Source organism: Mycobacterium sp. NGS51 (genome assembly GCF_059812525.1).
Window position 1 is genome coordinate 105,638 of sequence record NZ_JCALCV010000002.1, and the last position, 24,775, is coordinate 130,412.

Genomic DNA, 24,775 nt, shown 5'->3' on the forward strand with positions numbered 1-24,775 from the left:
CGCAGAGTCCCGGAAGGGCACATCGAGCCAGACCGACGCCGCTTCGCGATCTGATCAGTCTGGACCGATGGCTGCTGTCCAGGAAGTGGCCGACGACATTGTCGAGGGGGCCACCCAAGTCCTGATCAAGCCCCGGATGCGCGGCTGGATCCACTTCCACTCCGCCTGGTTGGCGCTCATCTGCGGCGCAGCGCTGGTATCGGTGTCATGGGCGGCCGAATCGCGCCGCGCCGGCCACGCGACCCTGATCTACGCCGCGGCCACGGTGGCGATGTTCGCCGTCAGCGCCACCTATCACCGGGTCCAGTGGAAATCGGTGATAGCCCGCAAGCGAATGAAGCGGCTGGACCACTCGATGATTTTCGTGTTCATCGCCGGCAGCTACACGCCGTTCGCACGGCTGGCTATGCCGCATGACACCGGCCTGCTGGTGCTGTGGATCGTGTGGGGCGGTGCAGTGGCGGGGATCTTGTTGAAGATGTGCTGGCCTACGGCGCCACGCTGGGTCGGTGTACCGCTTTACCTGTTGCTGGGGTGGGTGGCGGTGTGGTTCGCCCCGACGATCGTGCACACCGCCGGGGTTGCCGCGATGGTGTTGCTGGCGGTCGGCGGCGTGCTATACAGCGTCGGCGGTGTGCTGTATGGACTGCGCTGGCCCGACCCGTGGCCGGCCACGTTCGGCTACCACGAGTTCTTCCACGGCCTGACTGCGCTGGCCGCGATCTGCCACTACATCGCCATGTGGTTTGCGGTGTTTTACGTCGGCCACCCGCTATAACTGCGTGACGTTCTCCGGCGACCAGTAGGCCTTCATCGCGGCCACCTTGCCGTCGTCGCCGAACACCATCACGTCGATCGGCTCGATCACCATCCGGCTGTCGCCGTACGTCACTGTCAGCCTGAAATGGAAGGCCGCCTCGTTACCGGCGACCCGCAGCGTCACCAGCTCGCAGTCCCGTTCACCGGACTCCAGAGCCGCGTAGAAGCCGCGGATGGCCTGCCGACCGATGTGTACCTCGCCGCCGACCGGATCCTCGACAGTGGCGTCGTCGGCGTAGAGCTCGACGATGTCGTCGGCGCTGCCCTTGGCGACCAGGCTGATGTAGCGGTTGACGGTGTCGGCGATGGTTTGGGCACTCCGCATGTCAGGCACGCTACCGCGCGGGCGATTGCCCGCCTCTCCCCCTCGCCGCTTCGCGGCTGGGCGGTACCCCCGCCTCGGGCCGTTTTCACGGCCCGCATCGTCACCGGGCGAGTGCGGCAGCCAAGTCCGCGGTAGTGGTGACCGGCATGTCGCACACCCGCCCACGGCACACGTAGGCGGCGTCGGCGCCGGCGACCCGATCGCGTCCGGCCAGTAGTTCCGAGGAGTCGACCGCCCCGCCAACCACGATGGCCCCGCCCGGCGCGAGGCTGCGCGCATCCGCCAGCAACGACGATCCCGGCGTGTCAGTGGCCACCGCGATCTGCAGCGGCCCACGGACCGCGGCTTCGGCGACCGCCAGCCAATGGCCGGCTGAACGCGGCGCCCCGGCCAGTAACGGTGAATGCGCCAACAGCGCATCGGCCGCCGCCTCTCGGTAGCGATCCGCGTGATCAGCGCCCACCAGGTGCGCGGCGGTCAGCAGCGCCTCGGCGATCGTCGAGGCACCGGACGGCGTCGCCCCGTCAACCGGATCGGCGGGCCGGTACATCAGTTGCTCGGCGTCGTCGGCGGTGTCGAACCAGCGGCCCGGGCGGTCCGGGTCGGCGAAGCGCGCCAACGCGATATCGAGCAGCTCGGTGGCAGTAGCCAGCCAGGCGTTCTCGGCGGTCAGCTGGTAGAGCGCCAACAACCCGGTGGCCAGCATCGCGTGGTCTTCCAGGATGGCCGCGGTGTCGCCGACTTCTCCGCCCAGACTGGCGCGACGCAGCCGACCGTCGACCATGTGCAGGTCCACCAGTGCCGCCGCGCAGCGTCGCGCAGCAGACAGCAATTCCGAATCATTCAGGGCCACACTGGCTTCCGCTAACGCGGTGATTGCCAACCCGTTCCAGGCGGTGACGATTTTGTCGTCGCGGTCGGGCTGCGCCCGGGTTAACCGCGCGGCCAGCAGTACGGTGCGGACCCGATCGAAGCGATCCACGTCGTCGGGGTCGCTGCGCAACTGCAGCACCAACGTGCCCTCCTCAAACGTTCCGGTGTCCGTGACGCCGAATAGTGAAGCGGCCCAATCACCGTCGTCGTCGCCCAACACTTCACGCAATTGGACCGGCGTCCACACGTAAGTCGAGCCTTCCCGACCCGCGGCGTCGGCGTCCAGCGACGAGGTGAACATGTCGCCGGCACCCAGGTCGTCGATGATGAACCGTGCGGTCTGACCGGCGACGCGGCGCGCCAACGGGTCTCCGGTGCGACGGGCCAGGTGCGCATAAGCTCGCAGCAGCAGCGCGTTGTCATAGAGCATTTTCTCGAAATGCGGTACTACCCAAGCATCGTCGACGCTGTAACGGGCGAATCCGCCGGCCAGCTGGTCATAGATTCCGCCACGGGCCATCGCGGTGGCCGCGCGCTCCACGACGCCGAGCGCCTCAGCCGAGCCGGTGCGCTCGTGGTCCCGCAGCAGCGCCTCCAGCAGGGCCGACGGCGGGAACTTCGGCGCCCGACCGAATCCGCCACGCACTGGGTCCTCCTCGCTCAGCACGGCGGCTACGGCCTGATCGCAGAGCGATGGTTTGACGTCCGGCCCTCCTCCCGGCATCCCAGCGGCCATCGATCGCAGCTCGCCGGCGATGTGGTCGGACGCCTGCTCGACTTCGTCACGGCGTGTCCGCCAGGTGTTGACGACAGCGGAAAGTAGTTCCAGGAACGCTGGTTTCGGATAGTAGGTGCCGCAGAAGAATGGCCGGCCGTCCGGCGTGAGGAAGCATGTCATCGGCCAGCCACCGTGCCCGGTGAGCGCGACGGTGGCATTCATGTAGACGGCGTCGATGTCGGGCCGTTCCTCGCGGTCCACCTTCACGCACACGAATCCCGCGTTCATGACCGCGGCAACCTCGTCGTCCTCGAAGGACTCGTGGGCCATGACATGGCACCAGTGGCAGGCGGCGTAGCCGACCGACAGCAGGATCGGCACGTCGCGTTCGGCGGCCTCGGCCAGCGCCTGCGGCGTCCACTGCTGCCAGTGCACCGGGTTGTCGGCATGCTGGCGCAGATATGGGCTGGCGGCCCCGGCGAGGGCGTTGCTATTCGTCGGGTTCACGCCGCGATCCGTTGCGATCCGCCGGCTGATCGACGCCGACTGTGCCTTCGTCGGCGGCCTGGTCCGGCTCCGGGTGCTGGGGGTCGAAAGACTCGGGGACCTTCTTCAGCTGCCGGTTCATCGAGCGCACCAGCAGAAAGGTCCCGATCAGCAGCAGCACGATCACGAGCAGACCGAACGGGCTGGCCTTGCCGAAATCCGGTCCGGTGTTACGGGGAGCGTCGTCAGCCAAGAACGTCACCACATCGAAAAGCTCTATCACTGGTCGGTCTCGATTCCTGCGAACAGATCGGTCTCGGGAAGGCGCACCGGCACCCGCGAGCGGGCCAACTCGAATTCTTCGGTCGGCCAGAGCCGCTGCTGCCATTCGATCGGCGCGGCGAAGAAATCGCCTTGGGGATCGATCTGGGTGGCGTGGGCGCGCAGGGCGTCGTCACGCTGGCTGAAATACGCCGAGCACTCAACTCGGGTCGTCACCCGGTCGGCGAAGATGTCGTGCTTGGGGTCCCAGTGCGCCAGCCATTTTCCGAACGGGCCCTGCTGGTCGTGGTTGGCGAACTCGTCCTGCAGCAACTGCATCCGCTCGCGCAGGAAGCCGTGGTTGTAATAAAGCTTGGGCACCGTCCACACGTCGCCGGCCGCCGGGAAGCGGCGGTAATCGCCGGCTGCTTCGAACGCCGCCAGCGAAACCTGGTGACAGCGGATGTGGTCGGGGTGCGGGTAGCCGCCGTTTTCGTCGTAGGTCGTCATGACATGCGGCCGAAACTCGCGCACCACCCGCACCAGCGCCTCGGTGCACGCCTCCAGCGGTGCCAGCGCGAAGCAATCCTGCGGTAGTGGGGGCGGTGGGTCGCCCTTGGGCAGGCCGGAGTCGATGAAGCCGAGCCAGGTGTGCTCGACACCGAGAATTTCGGCGGCCTTGGCCATCTCGTCGCGGCGGATGTCGGCGATACGTCCGTGCACTTCCGGCAGGTCCATGGCGGGGTTGAGGATGTCGCCGCGCTCGCCGCCGGTCAACGTCACCACCAGCACGCGATGCCCCTCGTCGGCGTAGCGGGCAAGGGTGGCGGCGCCCTTACTGGACTCGTCGTCCGGGTGGGCGTGCACCGCCATCAACCGCAGTTCGCTCACGTGCTCCCTGTCCGTGCGTTGTTGGGCCGATACCCTAATAGTTCCATCCTGGCGGTCCGGGCCCGAAACCGACTGAAGAGATGCGCACAACAATGAGCCAACCTCCGCTGGTGCCTCCGGAGAGCCGCTACGGGCGTGCCTCGCTATCGGCCGCTTCGCGGCGTCGCGTCGTGATCGCGCTGGGGCTGCTGGTGGTGGCCGCGGGCATCATCGTCGCGGTCGTCGCCTACCAGCGGCTGGGCACCGGTGACGTGAAGGGCACGCTGGCCGGCTACCGGCTGGTCGACGACGAGACGGTGTCGGTGACGATCAGCGTGACGCGGTCGGATCCGTCGCGTCCGGTCGACTGCATCGTGCGGGTCCGCGCCAAAGACGGCAGCGAGACGGGCCGGCGCGAAGTCCTGATCCCGCCGTCGCAGGAGGCGACGGTGCAGGTGACGACGATCGTGAAGTCCAGCAAGCCGCCCGTGATGGGCGACGTCTACGGGTGCGGCACCAACGTGCCCGACTACCTGCGCAGTTCCTGATCGCACGGCCACCCGGACGGATGCCGAACTGCGAAAATGTGTCCGGCGGGAGGCTGCGCGGTGCTACCATGTTTTGGTGCACGGTTCCTGCTGGAACCGTGTATTGCTGCATTAGTGGGTATACGCAGCTATCAAGCCGTAGTACACGCGGGGGAACCGCAGGTGCGCAGGCACGCGATTATCGCGCAACCGACACCACAAGGAGCACGACGAGATGACGGACACCCAGGTGACCTGGTTGACCCAAGAGTCACACGACCGACTCAAGGCCGAACTCGACCAGTTGATCGCAAACCGTCCGGTCATCGCCGCGGAAATCAACGACCGCCGCGAGGAGGGCGACCTGCGGGAAAACGGTGGCTATCACGCAGCGCGCGAGGAACAGGGCCAACAGGAGGCCCGGATCCGGCAGCTGCAGGATCTGCTGAACAACGCCAAGGTCGGCGAAGCCCCCACGCAGTCGGGTGTCGCGCTGCCCGGTTCGGTGGTGACGGTCTACTACGGCGACGACAAGTCGGAGACGGAGACGTTTCTGATCGCCACCCGGGGTGAGGGCGTCAACGACGGCGACCTGGAGGTGTACTCGCCGAACTCACCGCTGGGCGGCGCGCTGATCGACGCCAAGGAAGGCGAGAGCCGCAGCTACACCGTGCCCAACGGCAACACGGTCAAAGTGACGCTGGTCAGCGCCAAGCCGTATCACTCCTAGGCACCGCACCGGTGGGGGGATAAGGCCCGCTCAAGCCTCTGATGGCGCGGATCGCCGAAGATCTACTTCTGTTGCTGCTCGACAATGCGTCGGCGCAGCCTGGGCTGGATCGAGCTTGCCGCGAACGCGTGCTGACCGCGGCGACGCTGCTGGATTTGGCGCATGCCTGCCGTATTCGTCCGGCAGTCGACAGCGAGCCGGTCGAAGCGGGACGACTGGTCGTGTTGAGCGGACCCGATCCTGCTGATCCGGTGCTGGCGCCCGCATTGCAGCTGCTGGGGCGTCGGCCGATGAGTCCGGCCGCCGCGATCACCAAGCTGCGTCGCGTTACCCCCGGTGCATTACTGACACAGCTCGAATACCTCGGTCAGATCCGCCAGGTTCGGCTGCAGGGCAATGGATTCAAGCGCTCCTACGCGTGGCCGTTGACCGACCGGACCCGGGTGTCACAGGCCCGTGCAGCGCTGATCGGCGCACTGTTCGACGACGACAACCCGGACCCGGCGACGGCGACGATCATCTCGCTGCTGCACACGGTCGACGGCCTGGGTGCGGTGTTCAGCCTCAACGACCGTGGTTGGGAATGGGTGCGCAGCCGAGCCGGTGACATCGCCAGCGGCGGGTGGGTCGGCGAGTCGGAGCCCGAACTCGCCGAGGTCAATCTGGCGGTGACGACGGCGGCGATCCGCCACGCATTGCAGTAGCGTCTGGCCCGGTTGCAGGCGCAGCTACTCGGCCAGCGCCTGCTCAAGGTCGGCCAGCAGGTCGGCGACGTCCTCGATACCCACCGACAGGCGCACCAGGTCCTCGGGAACCTCCAACTGCGAGCCGGCCGTCGACGCGTGGGTCATCGCGCCCGGATGCTCGATCAGCGATTCGACCCCGCCGAGCGACTCCGCCAGGATGAACACCTCGGTGTTGGCGCACAGGCTTTCGGCGGCCGCCCTACCGCCGCGCATCCGTACCGACACCATGCCGCCGAATCCGCGCATCTGCCGCGCCGCGACGTCATGGCCGGGATGGCTGGGTAGGCCGGGATACAGCACATCGCCGACGGCCGGATGGCCACAGAGGAATTCGGCGACCGCGGCGGCGTTTTCGCTGTGCCGCTGCATGCGCAGCACCAGCGTCTTGAGGCCGCGGATGGTCAGGTAGGCGTCGAACGGGCCCGGCACCGCGCCGGCGCCGTTCTGCAGGAAGCCGAATGCGACGTCGAGTTCCTCGTCGTTGGTGACCAGCGCCCCGCCCACCACGTCGGAGTGCCCGCCGATGTACTTGGTGGTCGAATGCAACACGACGTCGGCGCCGAGCGTCAACGGCTGCTGCAGTGCCGGCGAGGCAAATGTGTTGTCCACCAATACTTTCACAGACCGGTCGCTGGCCAGCCCAGCAATGGCGGCGATGTCGGCGATCGACAACAGCGGATTGGTCGGTGTTTCCAACCAGATCAACCTGGTATGTGGCGTGATCGCGGCGCGCACCGCGTCGAGGTCGGACAACTCGACCGGCGTGTACGCGACACCCCATTGGGTGAACACCTTGTCGATCAATCGGAACGTGCCGCCGTAGGCGTCGTCGGGGATGACGACGTGCTCGCCCGGACGCAGCAGCGCGCGCAGCGCGCAGTCGGTGGCGGCCATGCCGGAGCTGAACGCCCGACCGAACCGGCCCTCTTCGACAGCGGCCAGCGAGGCTTCCAGCGCAGCCCGAGTCGGGTTGCCTGAGCGTGCGTATTCGAAGCCGGCGCGCAGCTTGCCGACGCCGTCTTGGGCGAATGTGCTGGCTGTGTAGATCGGCGGATTGACCGCGCCGGTCGACGGGTCGGTGTGGTAACCGGCGTGGATGGCCTTGGTAGCAAGCCCGGTACGGCGCTGTTCACTCATCGACGACCAGCCTAACGAGACCGGGCCGTCACACCCGAAGCGCGGGGAACGGGCCGAACGGAAGAATGCGGATCACGAACCAAGCCGACACCACCACCAACGTCACCGGCGCCGCCCAGCGATGGCGCTGCCAACCCCAGATTCGGCGTCCGGTTACGCGCCCATAAGTCCATGCCGCGTATGCCCAACCCAGCAATACCGCCGCCGCCAGGGCTACCGCGTTGAATTTCGCCGCGGCCAGCAAGTCGCCGTGCAGCAGCGAGTACACCATCCGCAACGTGCCGCAACCGGGACAGTCGATGCCGAGCAGCAGCTTGGTCGGGCACACCGGCAGCGGGCCGCCGGGGGTAGTCGGGTCAGCCCACCACACCGCCGCGCATGCCACCATCGCCGCTGCGGCCACCGCGATGGGCGCACCGAGGCGATGCAGAGTCGGCATGCGCCGAACCTGCTGCAGCTGGGTCAAGAGGTGCCGGCTGAGAACGACACGACGTTGAACGCCAGCGCGATGATGATGACGATCACGCCGGCGACGGCCGACCAGATCGCCCACTTCTTGGCGTCCTGGGACGCCTGGTGCGCCTCGGCGTATCTGCCCTGCGCCCACAAACCCGAGACCTGGCTGGATTTCACGATCGAGACAATGCCTAGCGGCAGACAGCAGAGCACGGTGGTCAGGATGGCCCAGACGAGATATGTGTCGGGTTGCGCCGAGTAACCGGGCGGTCCCTGCGGCGGGTAGCCGCCGGAACCGGGTGGCGGTGGCGGCGGGTATCCCCCGGGAGGCGGCGGTGGGTAATTGCCCGGCGGCGGGCCAGGCGGTTGTTCAGTCATCGGCGCCTTCCTCGGTAAGGACTGGGTGTGGCGGTGCAGTACCCTACCCGAGCTGCTACCTGCGTCGTGGGCCCTCGGAGAGAAAGCCCAGCAAGTCGTGGCGGGTGATCACGCCCACCGGTTTGCCTTCTTCCACCACCATCACCGCGTCAAAGTCCCGCAGCGCCTTGGCAACCGCGCTCACCAATTCACCGGCCCCGATCATCGGCAGCGCGGCACTCATGTGCAGACCGACGGCATCGGCCAGCTTGGCCCGGCCCTCGAAGACAGCCGAGAGCAGTTCGCGTTCCGACACGCTGCCGGCCACCTCCCCGGCCATTACCGGTGGTTCGGCGCCGACGACGGGCATCTGAGACACCCCGTACTCGCGCAGGATGCCGATGGCGTCGCGCACTGTTTCCGACGGGTGGGTGTGCACCAGGTCGGGCAGTTCACCGGATTTCCGGCGCAGCACGTCTCCGACAGTGGGCTGTTCGACTGAGCCGTCGAGCCGGGTGCGCAGGAACCCGTACGACGACATCCAGCCGTCGTTGAAGATCTTCGACAGGTAACCGCGGCCGCCGTCGGGGAGCAGCACCACGACCAGTGCGTCGGGCCCGGCTTGCTCGGCCACCTTCCGCGCCGCCACGACCGCCATCCCGCAAGATCCGCCGACCAGCATCGCCTCTTCGCGGGCCAGCCGCCGAGTCATGTCGAACGAGTCGGAGTCGGATACCGCGATGATCTCGTCGGGCACGCTGGGGTCGTAAGCCTCCGGCCAGAAGTCCTCGCCGACGCCCTCCACCAAGTAGGGACGGCCGGTGCCACCGGAGTACACCGACCCTTCCGGATCGGCGCCGATGACGCGCACCGCTCCGCCGGAGACCTCCTTCAGGTAGCGGCCGGCGCCGCTGATCGTGCCGCCGGTCCCGATGCCGGCGACGAAATGGGTGACCTTGCCGTCGGTGTCGGCCCAGATCTCGGGGCCGGTGGTTTCGTAGTGGCTGGCCGGCCCCTCCGGATTGGAGTACTGGTCGGGCTTCCAGGCGCCTTCGATGTCGTGGGCCAACCGGTTGGAGACGCTGTAGTAGCTGTCGGGGTGATCCGGCGGCACGGCGGTCGGGCAGACCACGACCTCGGCGCCGTAGGCGCGCAGCACATTCTGCTTGTCCTCGCTGACCTTGTCGGGGCAGACGAACACGCACTTGTACCCGCGCGGCTGCGCGACCAGCGCCAACCCGACGCCGGTGTTGCCCGAGGTGGGCTCGACGATGGTGCCGCCCGGCTTCAGCTGCCCACTGGCCTCGGCGGCGTCGATCATCTTCGCCGCGATCCGGTCTTTGCTGCTCAGGCCGGGGTTGAGGTATTCCACCTTGGCGACCAGGCGCCCCGCTCCCGGCGGCGCGACCGAGTTCAGCTGAACCAGTGGGGTATTGCCGATGAGTTCACTGATGTGCCGCGCGATCCGCATGCCTTCATGGTCTCAGGTGCGCTCAGCGGCGGCGCGGCGAGCTATCCGGTGGCCTCGCGAATGTACTCGCCGATCTGGCGCAGCGAACGTGTCGCCTCCGGAATCACCGGCGCGGCGAGCTGGAAATCGTGAATCTGGCCGGGCCAGATCCGCACCTCGGCCGGGACGCCCACGGCCGCGAGCCGTCGGGCGGCCAACTGAGCGTCGTGCAGCAGCACTTCGGATCCTGACACGTGGATCAAGGTCCGCGGTAGCCCCGGCTCGACGTGGTCGAGCGGCTCGTAGAGCGTCTCCGGCTCTCCGTTGACGATGTGCTTGGCGGCGGCCTTGGCGACCAGTGCGATCAGCGCGTCGAAGGCCCTGGCCGGGAACATCGTGTCGACCTTGATGTTGGGGTGCGCCTGCTTGGGCTCTTTGGCCAACTGCAGCAACGGCGAGATCGCCACCAGCGCTGCCGGTTCCTCCTGCTCTTCCTGCAGCTGCTGCGCCAGCGCCAACGCCAGGTAGCCGCCGGCCGAGTCACCGGCGAGCACGATCTGCTCCGGGTCATAGCCGCGCAGCCGCAGCCAGCGATAGGCGTCCATGCAATCGTCGAGGGCCATGCCCACCGAGTGCTTGGGGATGAGCCGATAGTTGACCACCAGCACCGGCGAGTCGGCGTATCGGGACAACGCGTTGACGACCCGGCTGTGCGAGTTCACGCCGCAGGTCAGGAAGGCGCCGCCGTGCAGGTAGAGCACGACGCGCCGGTTTCCGTCGGCCGGCAGCACACCGGGAGCGCGCACCAGTTGCGCGGTGGCGTGCGGCAGACCGATCGTGGCGCGGATCGTGCCGGGAGCGGGCAATAGCACCCGCGATGCGAAGTCGACGATGCCGAACGGCCACGGCATATGCGGAACGCGGCTGCCAATGGCCAGCGTCGGGCGGACCGTCAGATACGTTGCCAGCGAAACCAATCGGGCAGGGATGCTGGGACCGGTCTCGACGACCTCGACAGGCGCGCCGTCGCTGCTGGGAAATTTTCGCGCCCGGAGCGAATCTCGGGCGCGAAGATGATGTGTCGAAGGGCTCGGAATTTCAGTCGCTGCGGTCATGCTCCCACTTCCTACGTCGGTGTAGTCAGTCGACGAAGTAGCAGAGCATCCGGTTCAGCTAGCTACTAATTGCGGTGTACCCGCGACGGCGCTCAGCCAACCTCGCTAACTTAGCTTGACACCTGTAGAACTTTCAACAATCAAAGAGTCTTATTCGATACCACATTTGGGCCAGTCCGTAATCGAGCCGTGTCGGCGATTTCAGACCGCCGTCATCTGGCGACCTAAACTGATCATGTGGACATTCGCGCGCCGCGGCGATCGATGGTGGCTTTGGCCGCGGCAGGTGCGCTGGCGTCAACGGGCACGGCCTATCTCGGCGCTCGCAACCTGCTGATCGGCCAAGCTGCGCGCGCACGCAGTGTGATCCCCAAAGCTTGGGACATCCCCCCGCGGGCCGACGGGGTGTACACCAGCGGCGGCGGCCCAGCTGAGCGATGGCAGCGCGAAACGCCGGTGGACTTCCATCTGATGGTCTTCGGTGACTCGACGGCCACCGGCTACGGCTGCAGCAATGCCGACGAGGTGCCCGGTGTGCTGATTGCCCGGGGCCTGGCCGAGCAAACCCGCAAACGCATCCGTCTGAGTACCAAAGCGATCGTCGGGGCCACGTCGAAGGGCTTGTCCGGACAGGTCGATGCGATGTTCGTGGCCGGGCCGCCGCCGGACGCGGCAGTGATCATGATCGGCGCCAACGACGTCACGGCGCTCAACGGTGTCGCGCCCTCCGCGCGGCGTCTGGGCGCGGCGGTACGGCGCCTGTGCGCCAGCGGCGCGGTGGTCGTCGTCGCGACCTGCCCCGATTTCGGTGTGATCACCGCGATCCCGCAGCCGCTGCGGTGGGCCGCGCATACTCGCGGTTTGCGACTGGCCCGGGCCCAGGCCCTCGAGGTCAAGGCGGCGGGCGGGGTGCCGATCCCGTTGGCCGACCTGCTGGCATCGAATTTTCTGCATTCGCCGGCGCTGCTGTTGTCCGAGGATCAGTACCACCCGTCGGCGGCCGGCTATGCGTTGTTAGCCGACCAGTTGCTGCCCGCACTGTGCGACGCGCTGGGAGTCGGCAGCGGCGATCTGACACCTGCGTTGCCGTCGGTGACCGAGGAACTGGATCCTGGCCCCGCCCGGGGCCGCGCCATCGTGTCGCGGCTGCTGCGACGGCACACCACCGGGGTGCCGGCGCCGGTCGTCGTACCGGCCGGGAGGTAAACGGCTCGATCCGGTTGCCCGCCTTGCCCGCTGCGGGGTGGGGCGCTCCACGGCCCGCGCCGCCACAAGGCTAGATTTGAGGTAGCCAAACCACCCGGGCGCTGCCCAGATGTCCCAGGAGGGAACCGATCGTGCCGGAAGCCGTCATCGTCTCAACTGCCCGCTCGCCGATCGGCCGCGCCGTCAAGGGGTCGTTGGCCTCCATGCGGCCCGACGACCTCGCCACCCAGATGGTGCGCGCCGCGCTGGACAAGGTGCCTGCGCTGAACCCGCATCAGATCGACGACCTGATGATGGGTTGCGGCCAGCCGGGCGGCGAGTCCGGTTACAACATTGCGCGCGTGGTCGCCGTCGCACTCGGCTATGACTTCCTGCCCGGGACCACCGTCAACCGGTACTGCTCGTCGTCGTTGCAGACCACCCGGATGGCGTTCCACGCGATCAAGGCCGGCGAAGGTGATGCGTTCATCTCCGCCGGCGTGGAGACGGTGTCGCGGTTCGGCAAGGGCAGTGCCGACGGCATGCCGGACACCAAGAACCCGGTGTTCGCCGAGGCCCAGGAACGTACGGAGGCAGCGGCGGCCGGCGCCGACGAATGGCATGACCCGCGAAGCGATCAGGCCTTGCCGGACGTCTACATCGCCATGGGCCAGACCGCCGAGAACGTGGCGCTGCTGACCGGGATCAGCCGCGAAGACCAAGACCATTGGGGCGTACGTAGCCAGAACCTTGCCGAAGAGGCGATCAAAAGCGGCCACTTCGAGCGCGAGATCGAGCCGGTCACGCTGCCAGATGGCACCACCGTCAGCGTCGACGACGGCCCGCGGCCGGGCACGACCTACGAGAAGGTCAGCCAACTCAAGCCGGTGTTCCGACCCAACGGCACCGTGACTGCAGGCAACGCATGTCCGCTCAACGACGGCGCCGCGGCAGTGGTGATCACCAGCGACACCAAAGCCAAGGAACTCGGGCTGACCCCGCTGGCCCGGATCGTGTCGACCGGAGTGACCGGGCTGTCCCCGGAGATCATGGGCCTGGGTCCCATCGAAGCGACCAAAAAAGCCTTGATGAATGCGGGCATGTCGATCGGTGATATCGACTTGTTCGAGATCAACGAAGCCTTCGCGGTGCAGGTCCTCGGCTCGGCACGCGAGCTGGGGATCGACGAGGACAAGCTGAACGTCTCCGGCGGCGCGATCGCGCTGGGACACCCGTTCGGCATGACCGGCGCCCGGATCACCGCCACCTTGCTGAACAACCTGCAGACCCACGACAAGACGTTCGGTTTGGAAACCATGTGTGTCGGCGGCGGGCAGGGCATGGCGATGGTGGTCGAGCGGCTGAGCTAATTCTGCGTTGACTCTGCGCCTACCAGGCACAAGTGCGAGTAGCGTGCCTGGTCACCGCAGAGTCAATGCATCCCAGGCGCGCCGGACCCGGTGCAGGACGTCGCAGCCGCGGTGCTCGGCCAGCACTTGGATGTGCGTCCAGCCGACCCGTTGGATGTACTCCAACCGCTCCACGTCCCACACGTACTGCGGCCTGTCGGTGCGATGTTGGTCGCCGTCGTATTCGACGGCCAGCATGATGTCCTGCCAGCCCATATCCAGGTAGTACAGCGGGTAGCCGTCCGGGCTTAACACCGGGATCTGGGTCTGCGGCCGGGGGAAGCCAGCGCCGATGAGGAGAAGCCGCAGCCACGTCTCCTTCGGAGATTGCGCACCGGAGTCGACGAGGTCGAGTGCCCGCTCCAGTTGACGCAGACCGCGGGTATGCGGATGGCGGCCAGCGAGTTCCGCGACATCGTCAACCTTGAAATCGGTGGCCCTCGCAAGCGCATCGAGTCTGGCGACCGCCTGCCCGACGGTTCCGCGCCTGGCGAGATCAAAGGCGGTGCGCTCGGGCGTCGTTACGTACAGTCCCCCAAGCTGTTGGCTTTCCTCCTCCCACAACAGCTCGTGACGAGTCTTCACACCCGTGGGCGCCCTGGCGTTGCGCCAAATCAACTCCACCATGGCGTCGTCATCCACCCACTTCGCGCCGTGGAGGGCTGATGCCGCAACGCCGGCGATGACAGCGCGGCGCTGCGACCACAACCAAGCCGCAAGAATGCGGTGCCGCAACGAGGGCTGCAATCGATTGTCCAGGTAGACGTTCGGCATGATCGCCGTGAAGTACCTGTCCAGCTCATGCCAGCTGACAACGCCGGCGGCAAGCGCCTCGGAACCGATGAACGGCTGCTTTCCCAACTCGCCCATGCGGGCATGGTGCCAACCTGCACCGACATCCTCGTTGACTCTGCGGCTACCAGGTAAAAGTGCGAGTAGCTTGCCTGGTCACCGCAGAGTCAATGCAAATAACCTAGTCGCTTTGTAGGTAACTGAGCAGACGCAGGATCTCGAGGTAGAGCCAGACCAGCGTGACGGTCAGCCCCAGCGCGACACCCCAGGCAGCCTTCTCGGGCGCCCCGGCGCGGATCATCTGGTCAGCTGCATCGAAGTCGATGAGGAAACTGAACGCCGCAATACCGATGCACACCAGCGAGAAGATGATGGCCAGCGGACCGCCGCTGCGCAATCCCATGCCCTCACCGCCGCCGACGCCGAACATCGCCAGCACCAGGTTGCCGATCATCAGGGCAAGCACACCGAACAGACCGGCCACGATCATCCGGGAAAACTTCGGAGTAACGCGGATGGCACCGGTCTTGTACACGACCAGCATCCCGAAGAACACGCCAAACGTGCCCAGAATCGCCTGCCCGATCAACACCCCGGCATTGCTGCTCGATACCGCGACGTTGGCCAGAACAAAGGAGATTGCACCGAGGAAAAGCCCCTCGAGCGCAGCGTAGGACAACACGATCGCCGGGTTGTCCTGCTTGCGCCCGAACATGGCGACCAGCACCAGCGCCAAGCCGCCGAAGGCACCGACGAAGGTGAACGGCATGGCCAACGCCATGTTGCCGGCCACCAAGAAGTAGGAGACGACGGCGACAGCCGATAGCACCGCCAGCGTGATCCCGGTCTTGGTGACCACGTCGTCAATGGTCAGCGGGCGGGAAACGGCTGCCCGTTGGTCGACATACGGAGCCGCATACGGGTCCGTCTGATGCCCGTACTGGGTCGCGGCGGCAGCCGCTCCCGTACCGAATTGCGCATACCCACCCTGCTGTTTGGGCAGCGAGCGAAATACCGGGTTGCTAGTCTCCCGCACGTCGGATCCTCTCTTGTGCTGTGACTCGAGCTGTGCGAACACCTGCTCAACGAACGGTGGTCCGGCCGAGTTCCCAGCTACCAGGTGGGCTTTGCAGCTATGGTCCGGACCTTCTCCAGCTAAACCTTACCCGCGGGCGCGCCGATACGGGTAACGATCTAGATTGCTCGTCAAGGCTTGGCCTATTTGGAAGCCGCTTCCACCGAGGGGAGACCACACGCGTGACGGGCGAATCCGATGAAATCTTGACCCGCGTCGACGACGGCATCGGCTTCGTGACCCTCAACCGCCCCAAGGCGATCAACTCGCTGAACCAGAACATGGTCACTGAGCTGCGCGCGGTGCTGACCGAGTGGGAGCGTGACGGCACGGTGCGGGCGGTGGTGCTGTCCGGGGCTGGGGAACGCGGGTTGTGCGCGGGCGGCGACGTGGTGGCGATCTATCACAGTGCGCGCGCCGACGGCGTCGCCGCGCGGCGGTTCTGGTACGACGAATATTTGCTGAACGCCCAGATCGGTCGGTTCGCCAAACCCTACGTGTCGTTGATGGACGGCATCGTGATGGGCGGCGGTGTGGGCGTCGGCTGCCATGCCAACACCCGGGTCGTCACCGACACCACCAAAATGGCGATGCCTGAGGTGGGCATCGGGTTCATTCCCGACGTCGGCGGTACCTACCTGCTGTCGCGCGCCCCGGGTTCGCTGGGTCTGCATGCGGCCCTGACCGGAACGCCGTTCACCGGCGCCGATGCCATCGCACTGGGCTTCGCCGACCACTACGTGCCGCACGACGAGCTCGACACGTTCAGCCGATCGATCGTCGCCGAGGGCGTCGAACGTGCGGTCGCCGAGTATGCCGTCGACCCGCCGCCGAGTGACCTTGCCGCACAACGCGAATGGATCGACGAATGCTACGACGGTGACACCGTCGCCGATATCGTCGCTGCGCTGCGCGGCCATGATGCCGGGCCGGCCAACGATGCCGCCAACGTGATTGCCACCCGCTCCCCCGTCGCGTTATCGGTGACGTTGGCGTCGGTGCGTCGTGCCGCGAAGCTGGACACCTTGGAAGACGTTCTGACGCAGGAATATCGAGTGTCCTGCGGTTCGCTGCGCTCACACGACCTGGTGGAGGGCATCCGCGCCCAACTGGTCGACAAGGACCGAAACCCGCAGTGGAATCCGGCGTCACTGCCCGAGGTCAGCGCCGCCGATGTCGAAGCGTATTTCCAACCCGCAGAACCTGATCTGACTTTCGAGGAGGAGCGGCGCTGATGACTTACGAGACCATCCTGGTCGAGCGCGACGGGCGTATCGGCACGATCACGTTGAATCGGCCGCAGGCGCTCAACGCACTCAACAGCCAGGTGATGAACGAACTCACTAGCGCCGCAGCCGAATTCGATAGAGATCTGGGGATCGGGGCGATCATCATCACCGGTTCGGCCAAGGCGTTCGCCGCCGGCGCCGACATCAAGGAGATGTCGGAGCTGTCTTTCGCCGATGTTTTCAGCTCCGACTTCTTCGCCGCCTGGGGCAAGCTCGCGGCGGTCCGCACGCCGACGATCGCCGCGGTGGCCGGGCATGCGCTGGGCGGTGGATGCGAACTGGCGATGATGTGCGATTTGCTGATCGCCGCCGACACAGCGAAATTCGGTCAGCCAGAGATCAAACTCGGTGTGCTGCCCGGCATGGGCGGTTCGCAGCGGTTGACCCGGGCCATCGGCAAGGCCAAGGCGATGGACTTGATCCTGACTGGCCGCACCATCGACGCCGCCGAGGCCGAGCGCAGCGGACTGGTGTCACGGGTGGTGCCCGCCGACGACTTGCTCACCGAGGCCAAGGCCGTCGCCACCACCATTGCAGGGATGTCGCTGTCGGCGGCGCGGATGGCCAAGGAGGCCGTCAACCGGTCCTTCGAATCCACCCTGGCCGAGGGGCTGCTCTACGAACGCCGGCTATTCCATTCGGCTTTCGCGACCGACGACCAATCCGAGGGAATGGCCGCGTTCATCGGGAAACGGCCGCCGAACTTCACCCACCGCTGACAAGCACGCCTGCGGCGGCCAACGCGTGATAGCCGCCGACGACGTCGGTGGCGCGGTGCAGACCCAAATCTTGCAGCGCGGCCGCGGCCAGGCTGGAGGTGTAGCCCTCCGAGCAGAGAATCACCCACTCGACGTCGTCGCCAACGGCGTGCGGTAGCCGAGCCGCACTGGTGGGGTCACAGCGCCACTCCAGCACGTTGCGTTCGATCACCAACGCTCCCGGCACGTCGCCCTCGTGCGCGCGCTGGGCCTGCGGCCTGATGTCGACCAGCACGGCGCCGCGGCGCAGCGCGCCGGGCAACTCGTCGGCGGTCAGCCGGCGCAGCCTGGCGCGAGCCGCGTCCAGCAGTCGGTCGACGCGGCTCACGAAGCCTCCGGCTGGTCGGTCAGCTCGGTGCGCTCGCGACGCAGCGTGTTGTGGCCGGTGACCTGGTAGTACGACATCACGGCCAGCGGCGGCGAATACGCATGAACGCTCAGCGTCGGCCCCGCCGGGATGTCGCTCGGCGCCCAGACCACGTCATGCACCCAACCCAGCGGGAAGCCGGCCTGATCGCCGGCGTCGAGCCGCCGGCGGCGCAACTGTTCGCCGTCCCAGCGAAATTCGTCCAGGGAGCCGGACAGCAGCGTCAATGCGCCCAGCGATCCGCCGTGGTCGTGCAGCTCGGTGGCATGGCCGGGGACCCAGCTGATCAGCCAGATGTCGAGTTCGTCGTCGCTGTGCAGGCGGGCAAACCAGCGGCCGTCGGCGGGTACGCCGCCCGGCGGCAGCACGTGGTCGTAGCAGCCGCTGAGCACGTCGTCGGCGGTGCGGTCGGTGGCGTGCAGCAGATCGGGTAGCCGGAGCCGGGTGGCTCCGGTGACGGACCGGCGTGGCAACACAGGGTCAGCAACGGAGGAAAGCATGGCAGAACACTCCAGAACGGATGGGCGGATAGGAGGCAGGGGCGGTCAGCCCCGACAACACTCCCGAAATGCAATTCGCTCCATCACGGCACACAGCCTTGCATAGATTGGCGGCGTGCATCGGTGCCCGCGTCGCCTCCTGGCGTGGGGCGCCGTTGTCGTGACGGCGGCGGTCGGCTGCTCGGCACACCACGGCACCAAAGCCCCGGCGCCGTCCGGTAGCGCGGCGTCGTTGCCGGCCGGCACTATCGCGGTGTCAGCTGCCGGAGTGACGACCGCCGTCAACGTCCCGGCCGCATCCAGCGAAGAGCAGTATTTCCAGGCCTGCCATGCCGCAAAGACCTGGATGCAGGAGCGGCCGGGCGATCGGCAGACCCTGATCGAGCCGTATCTCGCCGCCGTTCAGGCGCCCGGAGCCAGCGGGTCCGGCACCTGGAATACGGCATGGGCGCAACTGCGCCCGGCACAGCAAGCCGCGGTGATCGTCGCGGTACGCGCGGCCGCCAACGACGAATGTGGTTGATTCGGATCACGCTGTAATAAAGGGGCCGCGGGCGGCAGGACAATGAGGGAATGGCGCACACCGACGCACTACGCGCCCCGGGTTTCGGGCCGGCCGACGTTCACCGGGCGAGCGGCTCGTCGCCGACCCGGGTGGCGCTGGCGCTGGGTAGCGGCGGTGCGCGTGGCTATGCCCACATCGGGGTGATCGACGAGCTGCGCGAGCGCGGTTATGAGATCGTCGGCGTTGCCGGTTCCTCGATGGGCGCGCTGGTCGGCGGCTTGCAGGCGGCGGGGCGGCTCGATGACTTCGCCGACTGGGCCAGGGCGTTGACCCAGCGTGCGGTGTTGCGGTTGCTCGACCCGTCCATCGCCGCCGCGGGAGTGCTGCGGGCCGAGAAGATCCTCGCCGCGGTGCGGGACATCCTCGGTGCCGTCGTCATCGAGGAATTGCCGATCCCCTACACCGCGGTCACCACCGATCTGATCGCCGGAAAGTCGGTGTGGCTACAGCGCGGCCCGGTCGACGAAGCCATCCGGGCGTCGATCGCAATCCCCGGCGTGATTGCACCGCACGTGGTCGACGGACGCCTGCTCGCCGACGGTGGAATTCTCGACCCGCTGCCGATGGCGCCGATCGCCGCGGTCAATGCCGATCTGACGATCGCGGTGAGTGTGAGCGGCAGCGAGACCGAGGGCGAGCGCGAGGCCGAATCCCGTTCGGCGGCCGAGTGGCTGAACCGCATGGTGCACAGCACGTCTGCGCTGCTCGAGTTGCCGGCAGCGCGGGCTGTGCTGAGCCGGTTCGGCGGGACCAATCCCGAACCCGTGGACGAAACCGACGCTGCCGAGCCGTCTTTCGATGACGACGAGGAGCTGCCCGAGGTGCCCAAACTCGGCGGCCGGTTCGAGGTGATGAACCGCACCATCGACATCGCGCAGGCTGCGCTGGCCCGTCATATCCTGGCCGCTTATCCACCCGACCTGCTGATCGAGGTGCCGCGTTCGGTGTGTCGCAGCCTCGAATTCCATCGTGCAGCCGAGGTGATCGACATCGGCCGGACGCTGGCCGCCCGCACGCTGGACACGCTGGATTCAGCCGAGTTGGACAGCTAAGCCGGTTCGATGCGGGCTGGGACATGTTTGTGCCAGGGCGTGCCGGCGTAGGCGTCACGCCATTCGGTCGAGGTCAGCGAATTGGGGGCGACGCCCGGAGTCAGTGTTGCGCCATCGTCATCGGTGAAGTCGAGCCCATATCCGTTGGGCAGTGACGCGTGCCCGGGCAGCATGGCCTCGCTGATCTCGACGCTCGCCTCGGCACAGCCGGCCGCAGTCGTGATTCGCGCCCGGCCGCCGTCGACCAATCCGAATACTTGGGCGTCTTCGACGCTGACGCGCAAGGCTCCTTCCGCGTCACGCTTGCGCCAGGTGGGGTCGCGGAAGATGTCGTTGGCGGTAAACGGGCGGCGCTCACCTGCGGAAAGCACGATCGGGAACTCCGGAGTGGTGTAGCGGGCAGGGACGGCGCCCAGTCTGCCGATCTCCTCGAGCAGATCAGGCATCTCGAGGTGAATCTTGCGGTCCGCGTGTCTGATCAACTCAAAGTCGTCCTGGTATTCATGGACGGTGAACGTGACTCCGGAGCGGTTCTGCAGGATCGCCTCGAACAACGCGTTGCCGTCGCGGTGACCCGCGCGGCGAACGGCATCCGGATAGGCGAGCGCAACATTTTGGGCCAGCCCCCACAATGCCGCCGCACCGGCCAGGCCATCCGGCAGGGTGGGCCCGAGGGTTTCATACAGCAGATATGGCAGCACTTTTCCGAATATCGGGTTCGCGCTGACCGCCTGCATGAATGCGAGGGTGTACGCCTCGCGACCTTCGTTGGCCGCATCCCGCAGCGGTTGCAGGTCGGCGTCGTCGACGACACCGAGTGCCCGCACCAGACGAGCCCAGATCTCGGGTTCGGGCAACGTCCCGGGCAACGGCTTCAGCAACGGGTGGCGCAGATGAAAAGTGTTGTGCGGGAATTCGAGATTGAAGAACGTCGCCTCGGTCTTCTCGAACTGACTGGCCGCTGGCAGCACATAATCGGCGAGCCGGGCCGTTTCGGTCATGGCCACGTCGATGACGACCAGGAGTTCCAACGATTCGAAGGCCGTCCGGCAGGCGGCCGAGTCGGCCAGCGAGTGTGCCGGATTGCTGCTCTCCACGATCATCGCCCGGAACCGGTCGGGGTGATCCGACAGAATCTCCTGCGGCACAACATTGCTGGGCACCAGCCCACCAATCAGCGGAGCCTTGGTCACCGGTGTGCGTCCGACCTCGGTGCCATGGCGCATGAGCGGGCCAAAGCTGGAATGCAGATGCTGCCCACCGCGTTTGGCGAAGCTACCGGTCAGAATCCACAGCAGCTTGTTCAGGTAGGAGCACACCGTGCTGTTAGGCGCCTGCTGGATGCCCAGATCCTCGAACACCGCGACGCTGTCCGCACCCGCGATACGCCGCGTGGCGGCACGCAGCAGCTCGGAATCGACGCCGCAACGCTCGGCATACTCGTCGACGGGTACGTCCTTTAGCGTCTGTCGGACTGCCTCGACACCGGTGACATGGTCGGCGAGGAATTCCTCATCGCACAGACTTTCCTGGACCAGAACCGCCGCCATCGCGGCCAGGCACCAGACGTCGGTTCCCGGCCGGACCCGCAGATGAAAGTCGGCCATCTTGGCGGTATCGGTGAGGACCGGGTCAATGACGATCATCGAGCGACGTGGATCCTTGGCGATCTCGTTGAGCACTGTGCGCGCACGGGGGAAACTCTGCGACATCCACGGGTTCTTGCCCACGAACACCGACACCTCGGCATGCTCGAACTCGCCGCGGGTGTGGCCACCGTAGAGGTGAGCGTCGACCCAAGCCTCACCGGTTTTCTCTTGCGCCAATGCATTTGAGCGGTACCGAGAACCGATTGCCTTGAGGAACGCGCCGCTGTAGGCGCCACCAAGATGGTTGCCCTGCCCCCCGCCACCGTAGTAGAAGACCTTGTCTCCGCCGTAGGTGTCGCGGATGTCAGCGACGGCGGCAGCAACTTCGGTAATCGCGGTGTCCCAGTCGATTTCTTCGTAACTGCCGTCGGGGCGTCGGCGCATCGGCGATGTCAACCGGTTGCGGTTGTTCTGGTAGTGATCGAGGCGCAACGCCTTGTTGCAGGTGTAGCCCCGCGACGCCGGATGTTCTTTGTCACCGCGGATTTTTGCCAGCCGCCGGTCGTCGAGTTGCACCACGATGCCGCAATTGCATTCGCACAAGATGCACGCGCTCTGCTGCCAGTCAGTTGTCATGGGTGGATCCCGATCGCCGGATGCTATGCTATGCAACATAGCATAGTGGAGGTGGCGATGGGAACCCGTACGGACACCAGGCACAAGATGCTGCTCAGCTCGATCGAGCTGTTGCGGGAGCGAGGTGCAGGTGGAGTGACGGTTGAAGCCGTGCTGTCGCGCAGCCAGTCACCGCGCGGCTCGGTCTACCACCACTTCCCGGGCGGCCGTAACGAGATCCTTAGCGAGGCGCTGGCCCTGGCCGGGGACACCATCAGCGGCATCGTCGAGCAAGCCGCCGCCCAAGGTTCGGGTGCCGCGCTGCGCCGCTTCGGCAAGTTCTGGCACAAGGTCTTGCAGGAGTCCGACTTCAACGCCGGCTGCCCCATCGTCTCCGTCGCTGTCGGCGCATCACCCGACGAGCAACACCTGCAACCCGCCGCCGCTCAGACGTTCCAGCGGTTGCATCAGGCGCTGGTCGGGGCGATCGCCGCGGACGGGATGGACGAGCAGCGTGCGGACCGGCTGGCGACCATGGCCGTCGCCGCCATCGAAGGCGCAATCATCCTGTGCCGGGTGCAGCGATCCACCAAGCCGCTCGACGACGTCATCGCCGAATTCGAATCGTTGATTGCGTCAGCCGTTCTCTAGAAACGCGGCAACCGTTGCGGCCTCGCGGCGGCCCTGCGCACGACCGGCATGCGCCGACGCGGTCCGGCAGCGCGGATCCAGCGGATTGGAGCCGAACGCCGCCAGCGACTCGTCGTCGGCGAACACCCCCAGCGCCGCACCGCTAAACGCCGCGATCTCGGCGGCCGGTCCCGCGCCGAACGACGACGGCGCCGACGCACCGGCGGGCACCAGCACCACCGCCACTCCGCAGTCGTCGGCCACGTCCAGGTTGATCGTGCTGCCGATCCCGCCGTCCATGTAGCGGCGGTCGGCGACCGTCACCGGCGGCCAGGCCCCCGGCACCGCGCAACTGGCCGCCACCGCGTCAACCAGTTCGACGCCGCAGTCTTGGTGGAGCACGACGAGTTCGCCGGTCGCGACGTCGATGGCAGTGATCCGCAAGGGCCGGTCGGGCCAGTCATGTGACGGTAGCCGGCGGGCGATCACCTCACGGCGCACCGGTTCGGCTACGGTCTCGGTCGCCAACGCGACCGCCCCGATCCGTTGCCGCTTCTGCGCCACCGTTGTTCCCGGGTCGGCCATCGCGCTCAGGAAAAGGTCGGCGATGTCATCGATCTCGACATCGGGGTCGATCTCGGCAGAGCTCTCCTGCACCTGCCGCACAAACAGTTCGTCGAGGGAGAGCCCGCTGCTGATCTGCGCCGCGACCGCTGAACCGGCCGAGGTTCCCACTAACACGTCGGAATCCAGCAGTGCCTGAGCCAGATCCGGCGATTCATCGGCGATACCTCGCAGAATGCCTGTCTCCCAGGCAATTCCCACCACTCCCCCACCGGCGAGCACCAAGGCCCGTTTGGTTGTCACGATTATGGAGTGTGCCAGGCCCGCCGACGATATGAGCAATCAGCCCACCGGCCGCGTCGCACACGCCGATAATCGGCGCAGGAATCGACGAAAGACAGGTCAATGAAGACCAAAGCCGCTGTGCTGTGGGGACTACACCAAAAGTGGGAAGTGGAGACAGTCACCCTCGACGGGCCCAAGCCCGCGGAGGTGATGGTCCGGCTGACGGCCGCCGGTTTGTGTCACTCCGACGACCATCTTGCCACCGGTGACCTGTCCACGCCCCTGCCGGTCGTCGGCGGTCATGAAGGTGCCGGCGTAGTGGTGGAGGTCGGACCGGAGGTGACCGAGGTTGGCGAGGGCGACCATGTCGTGTTGAGCGCGACCCCGGCGTGCGGGCGCTGCAAGCCCTGCGCGCGGGGAATGAGCAACCTGTGCGACCTTGGGATGTACCAGCTGCAAGGCCCGCAGTTGGACGGCACTCATCGATTCCACGCCCGCGGTGCGGATCTGGGCCAGATGTGCCTACTCGGCACCTTTTCCGAGTACACCGTGGTGCCGATCGCGTCGGTGATCAAGGTGGACGATCACGTTCCGTTGGACAAAGCCACGTTGGTGGGCTGCGGCGTGACAACCGGTTACGGCAGTGTGGCAATCACCGGCGAGGCCCGCGACGGCAGCACGGTGGTGATCATGGGTGTGGGCGGTGTCGGGATGAACGCGGTGCAGGGCGCCCGGATCGTCGGCGCGCGCACTATCGTCGCGCTGGATCCGGTGGAAGTTAAACGCAAGTGGGCAACCGGATTCGGGGCTACCCACACGGCGGCAACCGTCGAGGAAGCACACGAACTTGTTGTGCAGCTGACGTCGGGGGCAATGGCCGACGTGTGTGTGATCGCCACTGACAATGTCGAAGCTTCGTATCTCGCACAGGCGTTGAGTCTGGTGGGTAAGCGAGGTCGGGTCGTGGTGAGTGCGGTCGGACATCCGGCCGACACCTCCGCGGACATGTCGCTGTTGGAGCTCACGCTGTCGGAAAAGCAAATTTGCGGGTCGCTTTTCGGCTCAGCCAACCCCCGTACGGACGTCTTCAAAATGTTGGATCTCTACGACACCGGTCAACTCAAACTCGACGAGCTGATCACCCACGAATACGACCTCGACGACATTAACCAGGGCTACGACGATCTGCGTGACGGACTGAACCTGCGCGGCATCATCCGATTCTGAGCT

Annotated in this window: 27 protein-coding genes; 12 read left to right on the forward strand and 15 right to left on the reverse strand. The window is 66.6% G+C overall.

The genetic code is table 11. From position 1 onward, the window contains the following. The first annotated feature begins 67 nt into the window (after positions 1–67). Positions 68–778, forward strand: a complete 711-nt coding sequence (gene trhA, locus AC5Y5W_RS03165; RefSeq protein ID WP_500010668.1) for a PAQR family membrane homeostasis protein TrhA — start codon at positions 68–70, stop codon at positions 776–778. Here trhA and AC5Y5W_RS03170 read toward each other — a convergent pair. The 4 genes from AC5Y5W_RS03170 to mca all read right to left on the reverse strand — a co-directional run bounded on the left by AC5Y5W_RS03170 (position 773) and on the right by mca (position 4,373). After that, positions 773–1,144: a nuclear transport factor 2 family protein gene (locus AC5Y5W_RS03170; RefSeq protein WP_500010667.1), complete on the reverse strand. Its 372-nt coding sequence runs from the start codon at positions 1,142–1,144 to the stop codon at positions 773–775. The two genes, trhA and AC5Y5W_RS03170, sit on opposite strands and share 6 nt — an antisense overlap. A gap of 100 nt (positions 1,145–1,244) precedes the next feature. Then, positions 1,245–3,242 carry a thioredoxin domain-containing protein gene (locus AC5Y5W_RS03175; protein WP_500010666.1) on the reverse strand — a complete coding sequence of 666 codons (1,998 nt, stop codon included), beginning with the start codon at positions 3,240–3,242 and terminating at the stop codon, positions 1,245–1,247. Continuing rightward, positions 3,226–3,486 (reverse strand): hypothetical protein, encoded by a 261-nt coding sequence (locus tag AC5Y5W_RS03180; RefSeq protein ID WP_500010762.1) that lies wholly within the window; start codon positions 3,484–3,486, stop codon positions 3,226–3,228. Before AC5Y5W_RS03180 ends, AC5Y5W_RS03175 begins: the two co-directional genes overlap by 17 nt. A 14-nt stretch (positions 3,487–3,500) precedes the next feature. Further along, positions 3,501–4,373 carry a mycothiol conjugate amidase Mca gene (gene mca, locus AC5Y5W_RS03185; protein ID WP_499886682.1) on the reverse strand — a complete coding sequence of 291 codons (873 nt, stop codon included), beginning with the start codon at positions 4,371–4,373 and terminating at the stop codon, positions 3,501–3,503. 92 nt (positions 4,374–4,465) lie between these two features. Between mca and AC5Y5W_RS03190 the strand changes: the two genes are divergently transcribed. The 3 genes from AC5Y5W_RS03190 to AC5Y5W_RS03200 all read left to right on the forward strand — a co-directional run bounded on the left by AC5Y5W_RS03190 (position 4,466) and on the right by AC5Y5W_RS03200 (position 6,313). Then, positions 4,466–4,900, forward strand: a complete 435-nt coding sequence (locus tag AC5Y5W_RS03190) for a DUF4307 domain-containing protein (protein WP_500010665.1) — start codon at positions 4,466–4,468, stop codon at positions 4,898–4,900. A 214-nt stretch (positions 4,901–5,114) separates the two neighbouring features. Next, positions 5,115–5,609 carry a transcription elongation factor GreA gene (greA, locus tag AC5Y5W_RS03195; RefSeq protein ID WP_499886684.1) on the forward strand — a complete coding sequence of 165 codons (495 nt, stop codon included), beginning with the start codon at positions 5,115–5,117 and terminating at the stop codon, positions 5,607–5,609. Between the two features lie 41 nt (positions 5,610–5,650). Next, the gene (locus tag AC5Y5W_RS03200) at positions 5,651–6,313 is read left to right on the forward strand and encodes a GOLPH3/VPS74 family protein (protein ID WP_500010664.1); all 663 of its coding nucleotides are present in this window, start codon (positions 5,651–5,653) and stop codon (positions 6,311–6,313) included. Between the two features lie 24 nt (positions 6,314–6,337). Here AC5Y5W_RS03200 and AC5Y5W_RS03205 read toward each other — a convergent pair whose 3' ends face one another. The 5 genes from AC5Y5W_RS03205 to AC5Y5W_RS03225 are packed head-to-tail and all read right to left on the reverse strand — an operon-like array spanning position 6,338 to position 10,870. Next, positions 6,338–7,492 (reverse strand): cystathionine gamma-synthase, encoded by a 1,155-nt coding sequence (locus AC5Y5W_RS03205; protein ID WP_500010663.1) that lies wholly within the window; start codon positions 7,490–7,492, stop codon positions 6,338–6,340. 28 nt (positions 7,493–7,520) lie between these two features. Further along, positions 7,521–7,931, reverse strand: coding sequence for a DUF2752 domain-containing protein (locus tag AC5Y5W_RS03210; protein ID WP_500010662.1), 411 nt, complete (start codon positions 7,929–7,931; stop codon positions 7,521–7,523). Positions 7,932–7,954: 23 nt separating this feature from the next. Further along, positions 7,955–8,326 carry a CD225/dispanin family protein gene (locus AC5Y5W_RS03215; RefSeq protein ID WP_500010661.1) on the reverse strand — a complete coding sequence of 124 codons (372 nt, stop codon included), beginning with the start codon at positions 8,324–8,326 and terminating at the stop codon, positions 7,955–7,957. Between the two features lie 55 nt (positions 8,327–8,381). Next, positions 8,382–9,776 carry a cystathionine beta-synthase gene (locus AC5Y5W_RS03220; RefSeq protein ID WP_500010660.1) on the reverse strand — a complete coding sequence of 465 codons (1,395 nt, stop codon included), beginning with the start codon at positions 9,774–9,776 and terminating at the stop codon, positions 8,382–8,384. A gap of 41 nt (positions 9,777–9,817) precedes the next feature. Continuing rightward, positions 9,818–10,870, reverse strand: coding sequence for an alpha/beta hydrolase (locus AC5Y5W_RS03225; protein WP_500010659.1), 1,053 nt, complete (start codon positions 10,868–10,870; stop codon positions 9,818–9,820). A gap of 237 nt (positions 10,871–11,107) precedes the next feature. Between AC5Y5W_RS03225 and AC5Y5W_RS03230 the strand changes: the two genes are divergently transcribed. Together AC5Y5W_RS03230 and AC5Y5W_RS03235 are read left to right on the forward strand one after the other, a co-directional pair. Next, a complete protein-coding gene (locus AC5Y5W_RS03230; RefSeq protein WP_500010658.1) occupies positions 11,108–12,076 on the forward strand; it encodes an SGNH/GDSL hydrolase family protein in 969 nt (322 codons plus the stop codon). A gap of 131 nt (positions 12,077–12,207) precedes the next feature. Next, on the forward strand, positions 12,208–13,425 hold the full coding sequence (locus tag AC5Y5W_RS03235; RefSeq protein ID WP_499886692.1) for an acetyl-CoA C-acetyltransferase: 1,218 nt from the start codon (positions 12,208–12,210) through the stop codon (positions 13,423–13,425). 51 nt (positions 13,426–13,476) lie between these two features. Here the strand turns inward: AC5Y5W_RS03235 and AC5Y5W_RS03240 are convergent, their stop codons facing one another. Continuing rightward, positions 13,477–14,334 (reverse strand): type IV toxin-antitoxin system AbiEi family antitoxin, encoded by an 858-nt coding sequence (locus tag AC5Y5W_RS03240; RefSeq protein ID WP_500010657.1) that lies wholly within the window; start codon positions 14,332–14,334, stop codon positions 13,477–13,479. Between the two features lie 103 nt (positions 14,335–14,437). Next, positions 14,438–15,292, reverse strand: a complete 855-nt coding sequence (locus AC5Y5W_RS03245; protein WP_500010656.1) for a Bax inhibitor-1/YccA family protein — start codon at positions 15,290–15,292, stop codon at positions 14,438–14,440. A 221-nt stretch (positions 15,293–15,513) separates the two neighbouring features. On the opposite strand from AC5Y5W_RS03245, the gene AC5Y5W_RS03250 reads away from it, so the two are divergent. Next, positions 15,514–16,566 (forward strand): enoyl-CoA hydratase/isomerase family protein, encoded by a 1,053-nt coding sequence (locus AC5Y5W_RS03250; RefSeq protein WP_500010655.1) that lies wholly within the window; start codon positions 15,514–15,516, stop codon positions 16,564–16,566. Continuing rightward, the gene (locus AC5Y5W_RS03255; protein WP_500010654.1) at positions 16,566–17,339 is read left to right on the forward strand and encodes an enoyl-CoA hydratase; all 774 of its coding nucleotides are present in this window, start codon (positions 16,566–16,568) and stop codon (positions 17,337–17,339) included. The genes AC5Y5W_RS03250 and AC5Y5W_RS03255 overlap by 1 nt, the downstream gene beginning before the upstream one ends. On the opposite strand, the gene AC5Y5W_RS03260 is transcribed toward AC5Y5W_RS03255, so the two are convergent. Together AC5Y5W_RS03260 and AC5Y5W_RS03265 are read right to left on the reverse strand one after the other, a co-directional pair. Beyond that, on the reverse strand, positions 17,326–17,706 hold the full coding sequence (locus tag AC5Y5W_RS03260) for a rhodanese-like domain-containing protein (RefSeq protein ID WP_500010653.1): 381 nt from the start codon (positions 17,704–17,706) through the stop codon (positions 17,326–17,328). The genes AC5Y5W_RS03255 and AC5Y5W_RS03260 overlap by 14 nt on opposite strands. Then, positions 17,703–18,245, reverse strand: a complete 543-nt coding sequence (locus AC5Y5W_RS03265; RefSeq protein ID WP_500010652.1) for a cysteine dioxygenase — start codon at positions 18,243–18,245, stop codon at positions 17,703–17,705. The genes AC5Y5W_RS03260 and AC5Y5W_RS03265 overlap by 4 nt, the downstream gene beginning before the upstream one ends. A gap of 115 nt (positions 18,246–18,360) precedes the next feature. On the opposite strand from AC5Y5W_RS03265, the gene lpqV reads away from it, so the two are divergent. Together lpqV and AC5Y5W_RS03275 are read left to right on the forward strand one after the other, a co-directional pair. Beyond that, positions 18,361–18,768 carry a lipoprotein LpqV gene (gene lpqV, locus AC5Y5W_RS03270; protein WP_500022054.1) on the forward strand — a complete coding sequence of 136 codons (408 nt, stop codon included), beginning with the start codon at positions 18,361–18,363 and terminating at the stop codon, positions 18,766–18,768. A gap of 131 nt (positions 18,769–18,899) precedes the next feature. Beyond that, the gene (locus AC5Y5W_RS03275; RefSeq protein ID WP_500022139.1) at positions 18,900–19,862 is read left to right on the forward strand and encodes a patatin-like phospholipase family protein; all 963 of its coding nucleotides are present in this window, start codon (positions 18,900–18,902) and stop codon (positions 19,860–19,862) included. Here AC5Y5W_RS03275 and AC5Y5W_RS03280 read toward each other — a convergent pair. Next, entirely contained in the window at positions 19,859–22,087 is a 2,229-nt protein-coding gene (locus AC5Y5W_RS03280) for a molybdopterin-dependent oxidoreductase (protein ID WP_500022055.1), read from the reverse strand. The two genes, AC5Y5W_RS03275 and AC5Y5W_RS03280, sit on opposite strands and share 4 nt — an antisense overlap. A 57-nt stretch (positions 22,088–22,144) precedes the next feature. Here AC5Y5W_RS03280 and AC5Y5W_RS03285 point away from each other — a divergent pair, with 57 nt between their 5' ends. Beyond that, positions 22,145–22,717 carry a TetR/AcrR family transcriptional regulator gene (locus tag AC5Y5W_RS03285; protein ID WP_500022056.1) on the forward strand — a complete coding sequence of 191 codons (573 nt, stop codon included), beginning with the start codon at positions 22,145–22,147 and terminating at the stop codon, positions 22,715–22,717. On the opposite strand, the gene AC5Y5W_RS03290 is transcribed toward AC5Y5W_RS03285, so the two are convergent. Then, on the reverse strand, positions 22,703–23,563 hold the full coding sequence (locus AC5Y5W_RS03290) for a patatin-like phospholipase family protein (RefSeq protein ID WP_500022057.1): 861 nt from the start codon (positions 23,561–23,563) through the stop codon (positions 22,703–22,705). The genes AC5Y5W_RS03285 and AC5Y5W_RS03290 overlap by 15 nt on opposite strands. A gap of 102 nt (positions 23,564–23,665) precedes the next feature. On the opposite strand from AC5Y5W_RS03290, the gene AC5Y5W_RS03295 reads away from it, so the two are divergent. Further along, positions 23,666–24,772 (forward strand): NDMA-dependent alcohol dehydrogenase, encoded by a 1,107-nt coding sequence (locus tag AC5Y5W_RS03295; protein WP_500022058.1) that lies wholly within the window; start codon positions 23,666–23,668, stop codon positions 24,770–24,772. The last annotated feature ends 3 nt before the right edge of the window (positions 24,773–24,775 follow it).

Coding starts and splice junctions, on each gene's coding strand:
- trhA (WP_500010668.1), top strand. CDS start 68: ATGGCTGCTGTCCAGGAAGTGGCCGACGACATTGTCGAGGGGGCCACC.
- AC5Y5W_RS03170 (WP_500010667.1), bottom strand. CDS start 1,144: ATGCGGAGTGCCCAAACCATCGCCGACACCGTCAACCGCTACATCAGC.
- AC5Y5W_RS03190 (WP_500010665.1), top strand. CDS start 4,466: ATGAGCCAACCTCCGCTGGTGCCTCCGGAGAGCCGCTACGGGCGTGCC.
- greA (WP_499886684.1), top strand. CDS start 5,115: ATGACGGACACCCAGGTGACCTGGTTGACCCAAGAGTCACACGACCGA.
- AC5Y5W_RS03200 (WP_500010664.1), top strand. CDS start 5,651: ATGGCGCGGATCGCCGAAGATCTACTTCTGTTGCTGCTCGACAATGCG.
- AC5Y5W_RS03205 (WP_500010663.1), bottom strand. CDS start 7,492: ATGAGTGAACAGCGCCGTACCGGGCTTGCTACCAAGGCCATCCACGCC.
- AC5Y5W_RS03210 (WP_500010662.1), bottom strand. CDS start 7,931: ATGCCGACTCTGCATCGCCTCGGTGCGCCCATCGCGGTGGCCGCAGCG.
- AC5Y5W_RS03215 (WP_500010661.1), bottom strand. CDS start 8,326: ATGACTGAACAACCGCCTGGCCCGCCGCCGGGCAATTACCCACCGCCG.
- AC5Y5W_RS03220 (WP_500010660.1), bottom strand. CDS start 9,776: ATGCGGATCGCGCGGCACATCAGTGAACTCATCGGCAATACCCCACTG.
- AC5Y5W_RS03225 (WP_500010659.1), bottom strand. CDS start 10,870: ATGACCGCAGCGACTGAAATTCCGAGCCCTTCGACACATCATCTTCGC.
- AC5Y5W_RS03240 (WP_500010657.1), bottom strand. CDS start 14,334: ATGGGCGAGTTGGGAAAGCAGCCGTTCATCGGTTCCGAGGCGCTTGCC.
- AC5Y5W_RS03255 (WP_500010654.1), top strand. CDS start 16,566: ATGACTTACGAGACCATCCTGGTCGAGCGCGACGGGCGTATCGGCACG.
- AC5Y5W_RS03265 (WP_500010652.1), bottom strand. CDS start 18,245: ATGCTTTCCTCCGTTGCTGACCCTGTGTTGCCACGCCGGTCCGTCACC.
- AC5Y5W_RS03280 (WP_500022055.1), bottom strand. CDS start 22,087: ATGACAACTGACTGGCAGCAGAGCGCGTGCATCTTGTGCGAATGCAAT.
- AC5Y5W_RS03285 (WP_500022056.1), top strand. CDS start 22,145: ATGGGAACCCGTACGGACACCAGGCACAAGATGCTGCTCAGCTCGATC.
- AC5Y5W_RS03295 (WP_500022058.1), top strand. CDS start 23,666: ATGAAGACCAAAGCCGCTGTGCTGTGGGGACTACACCAAAAGTGGGAA.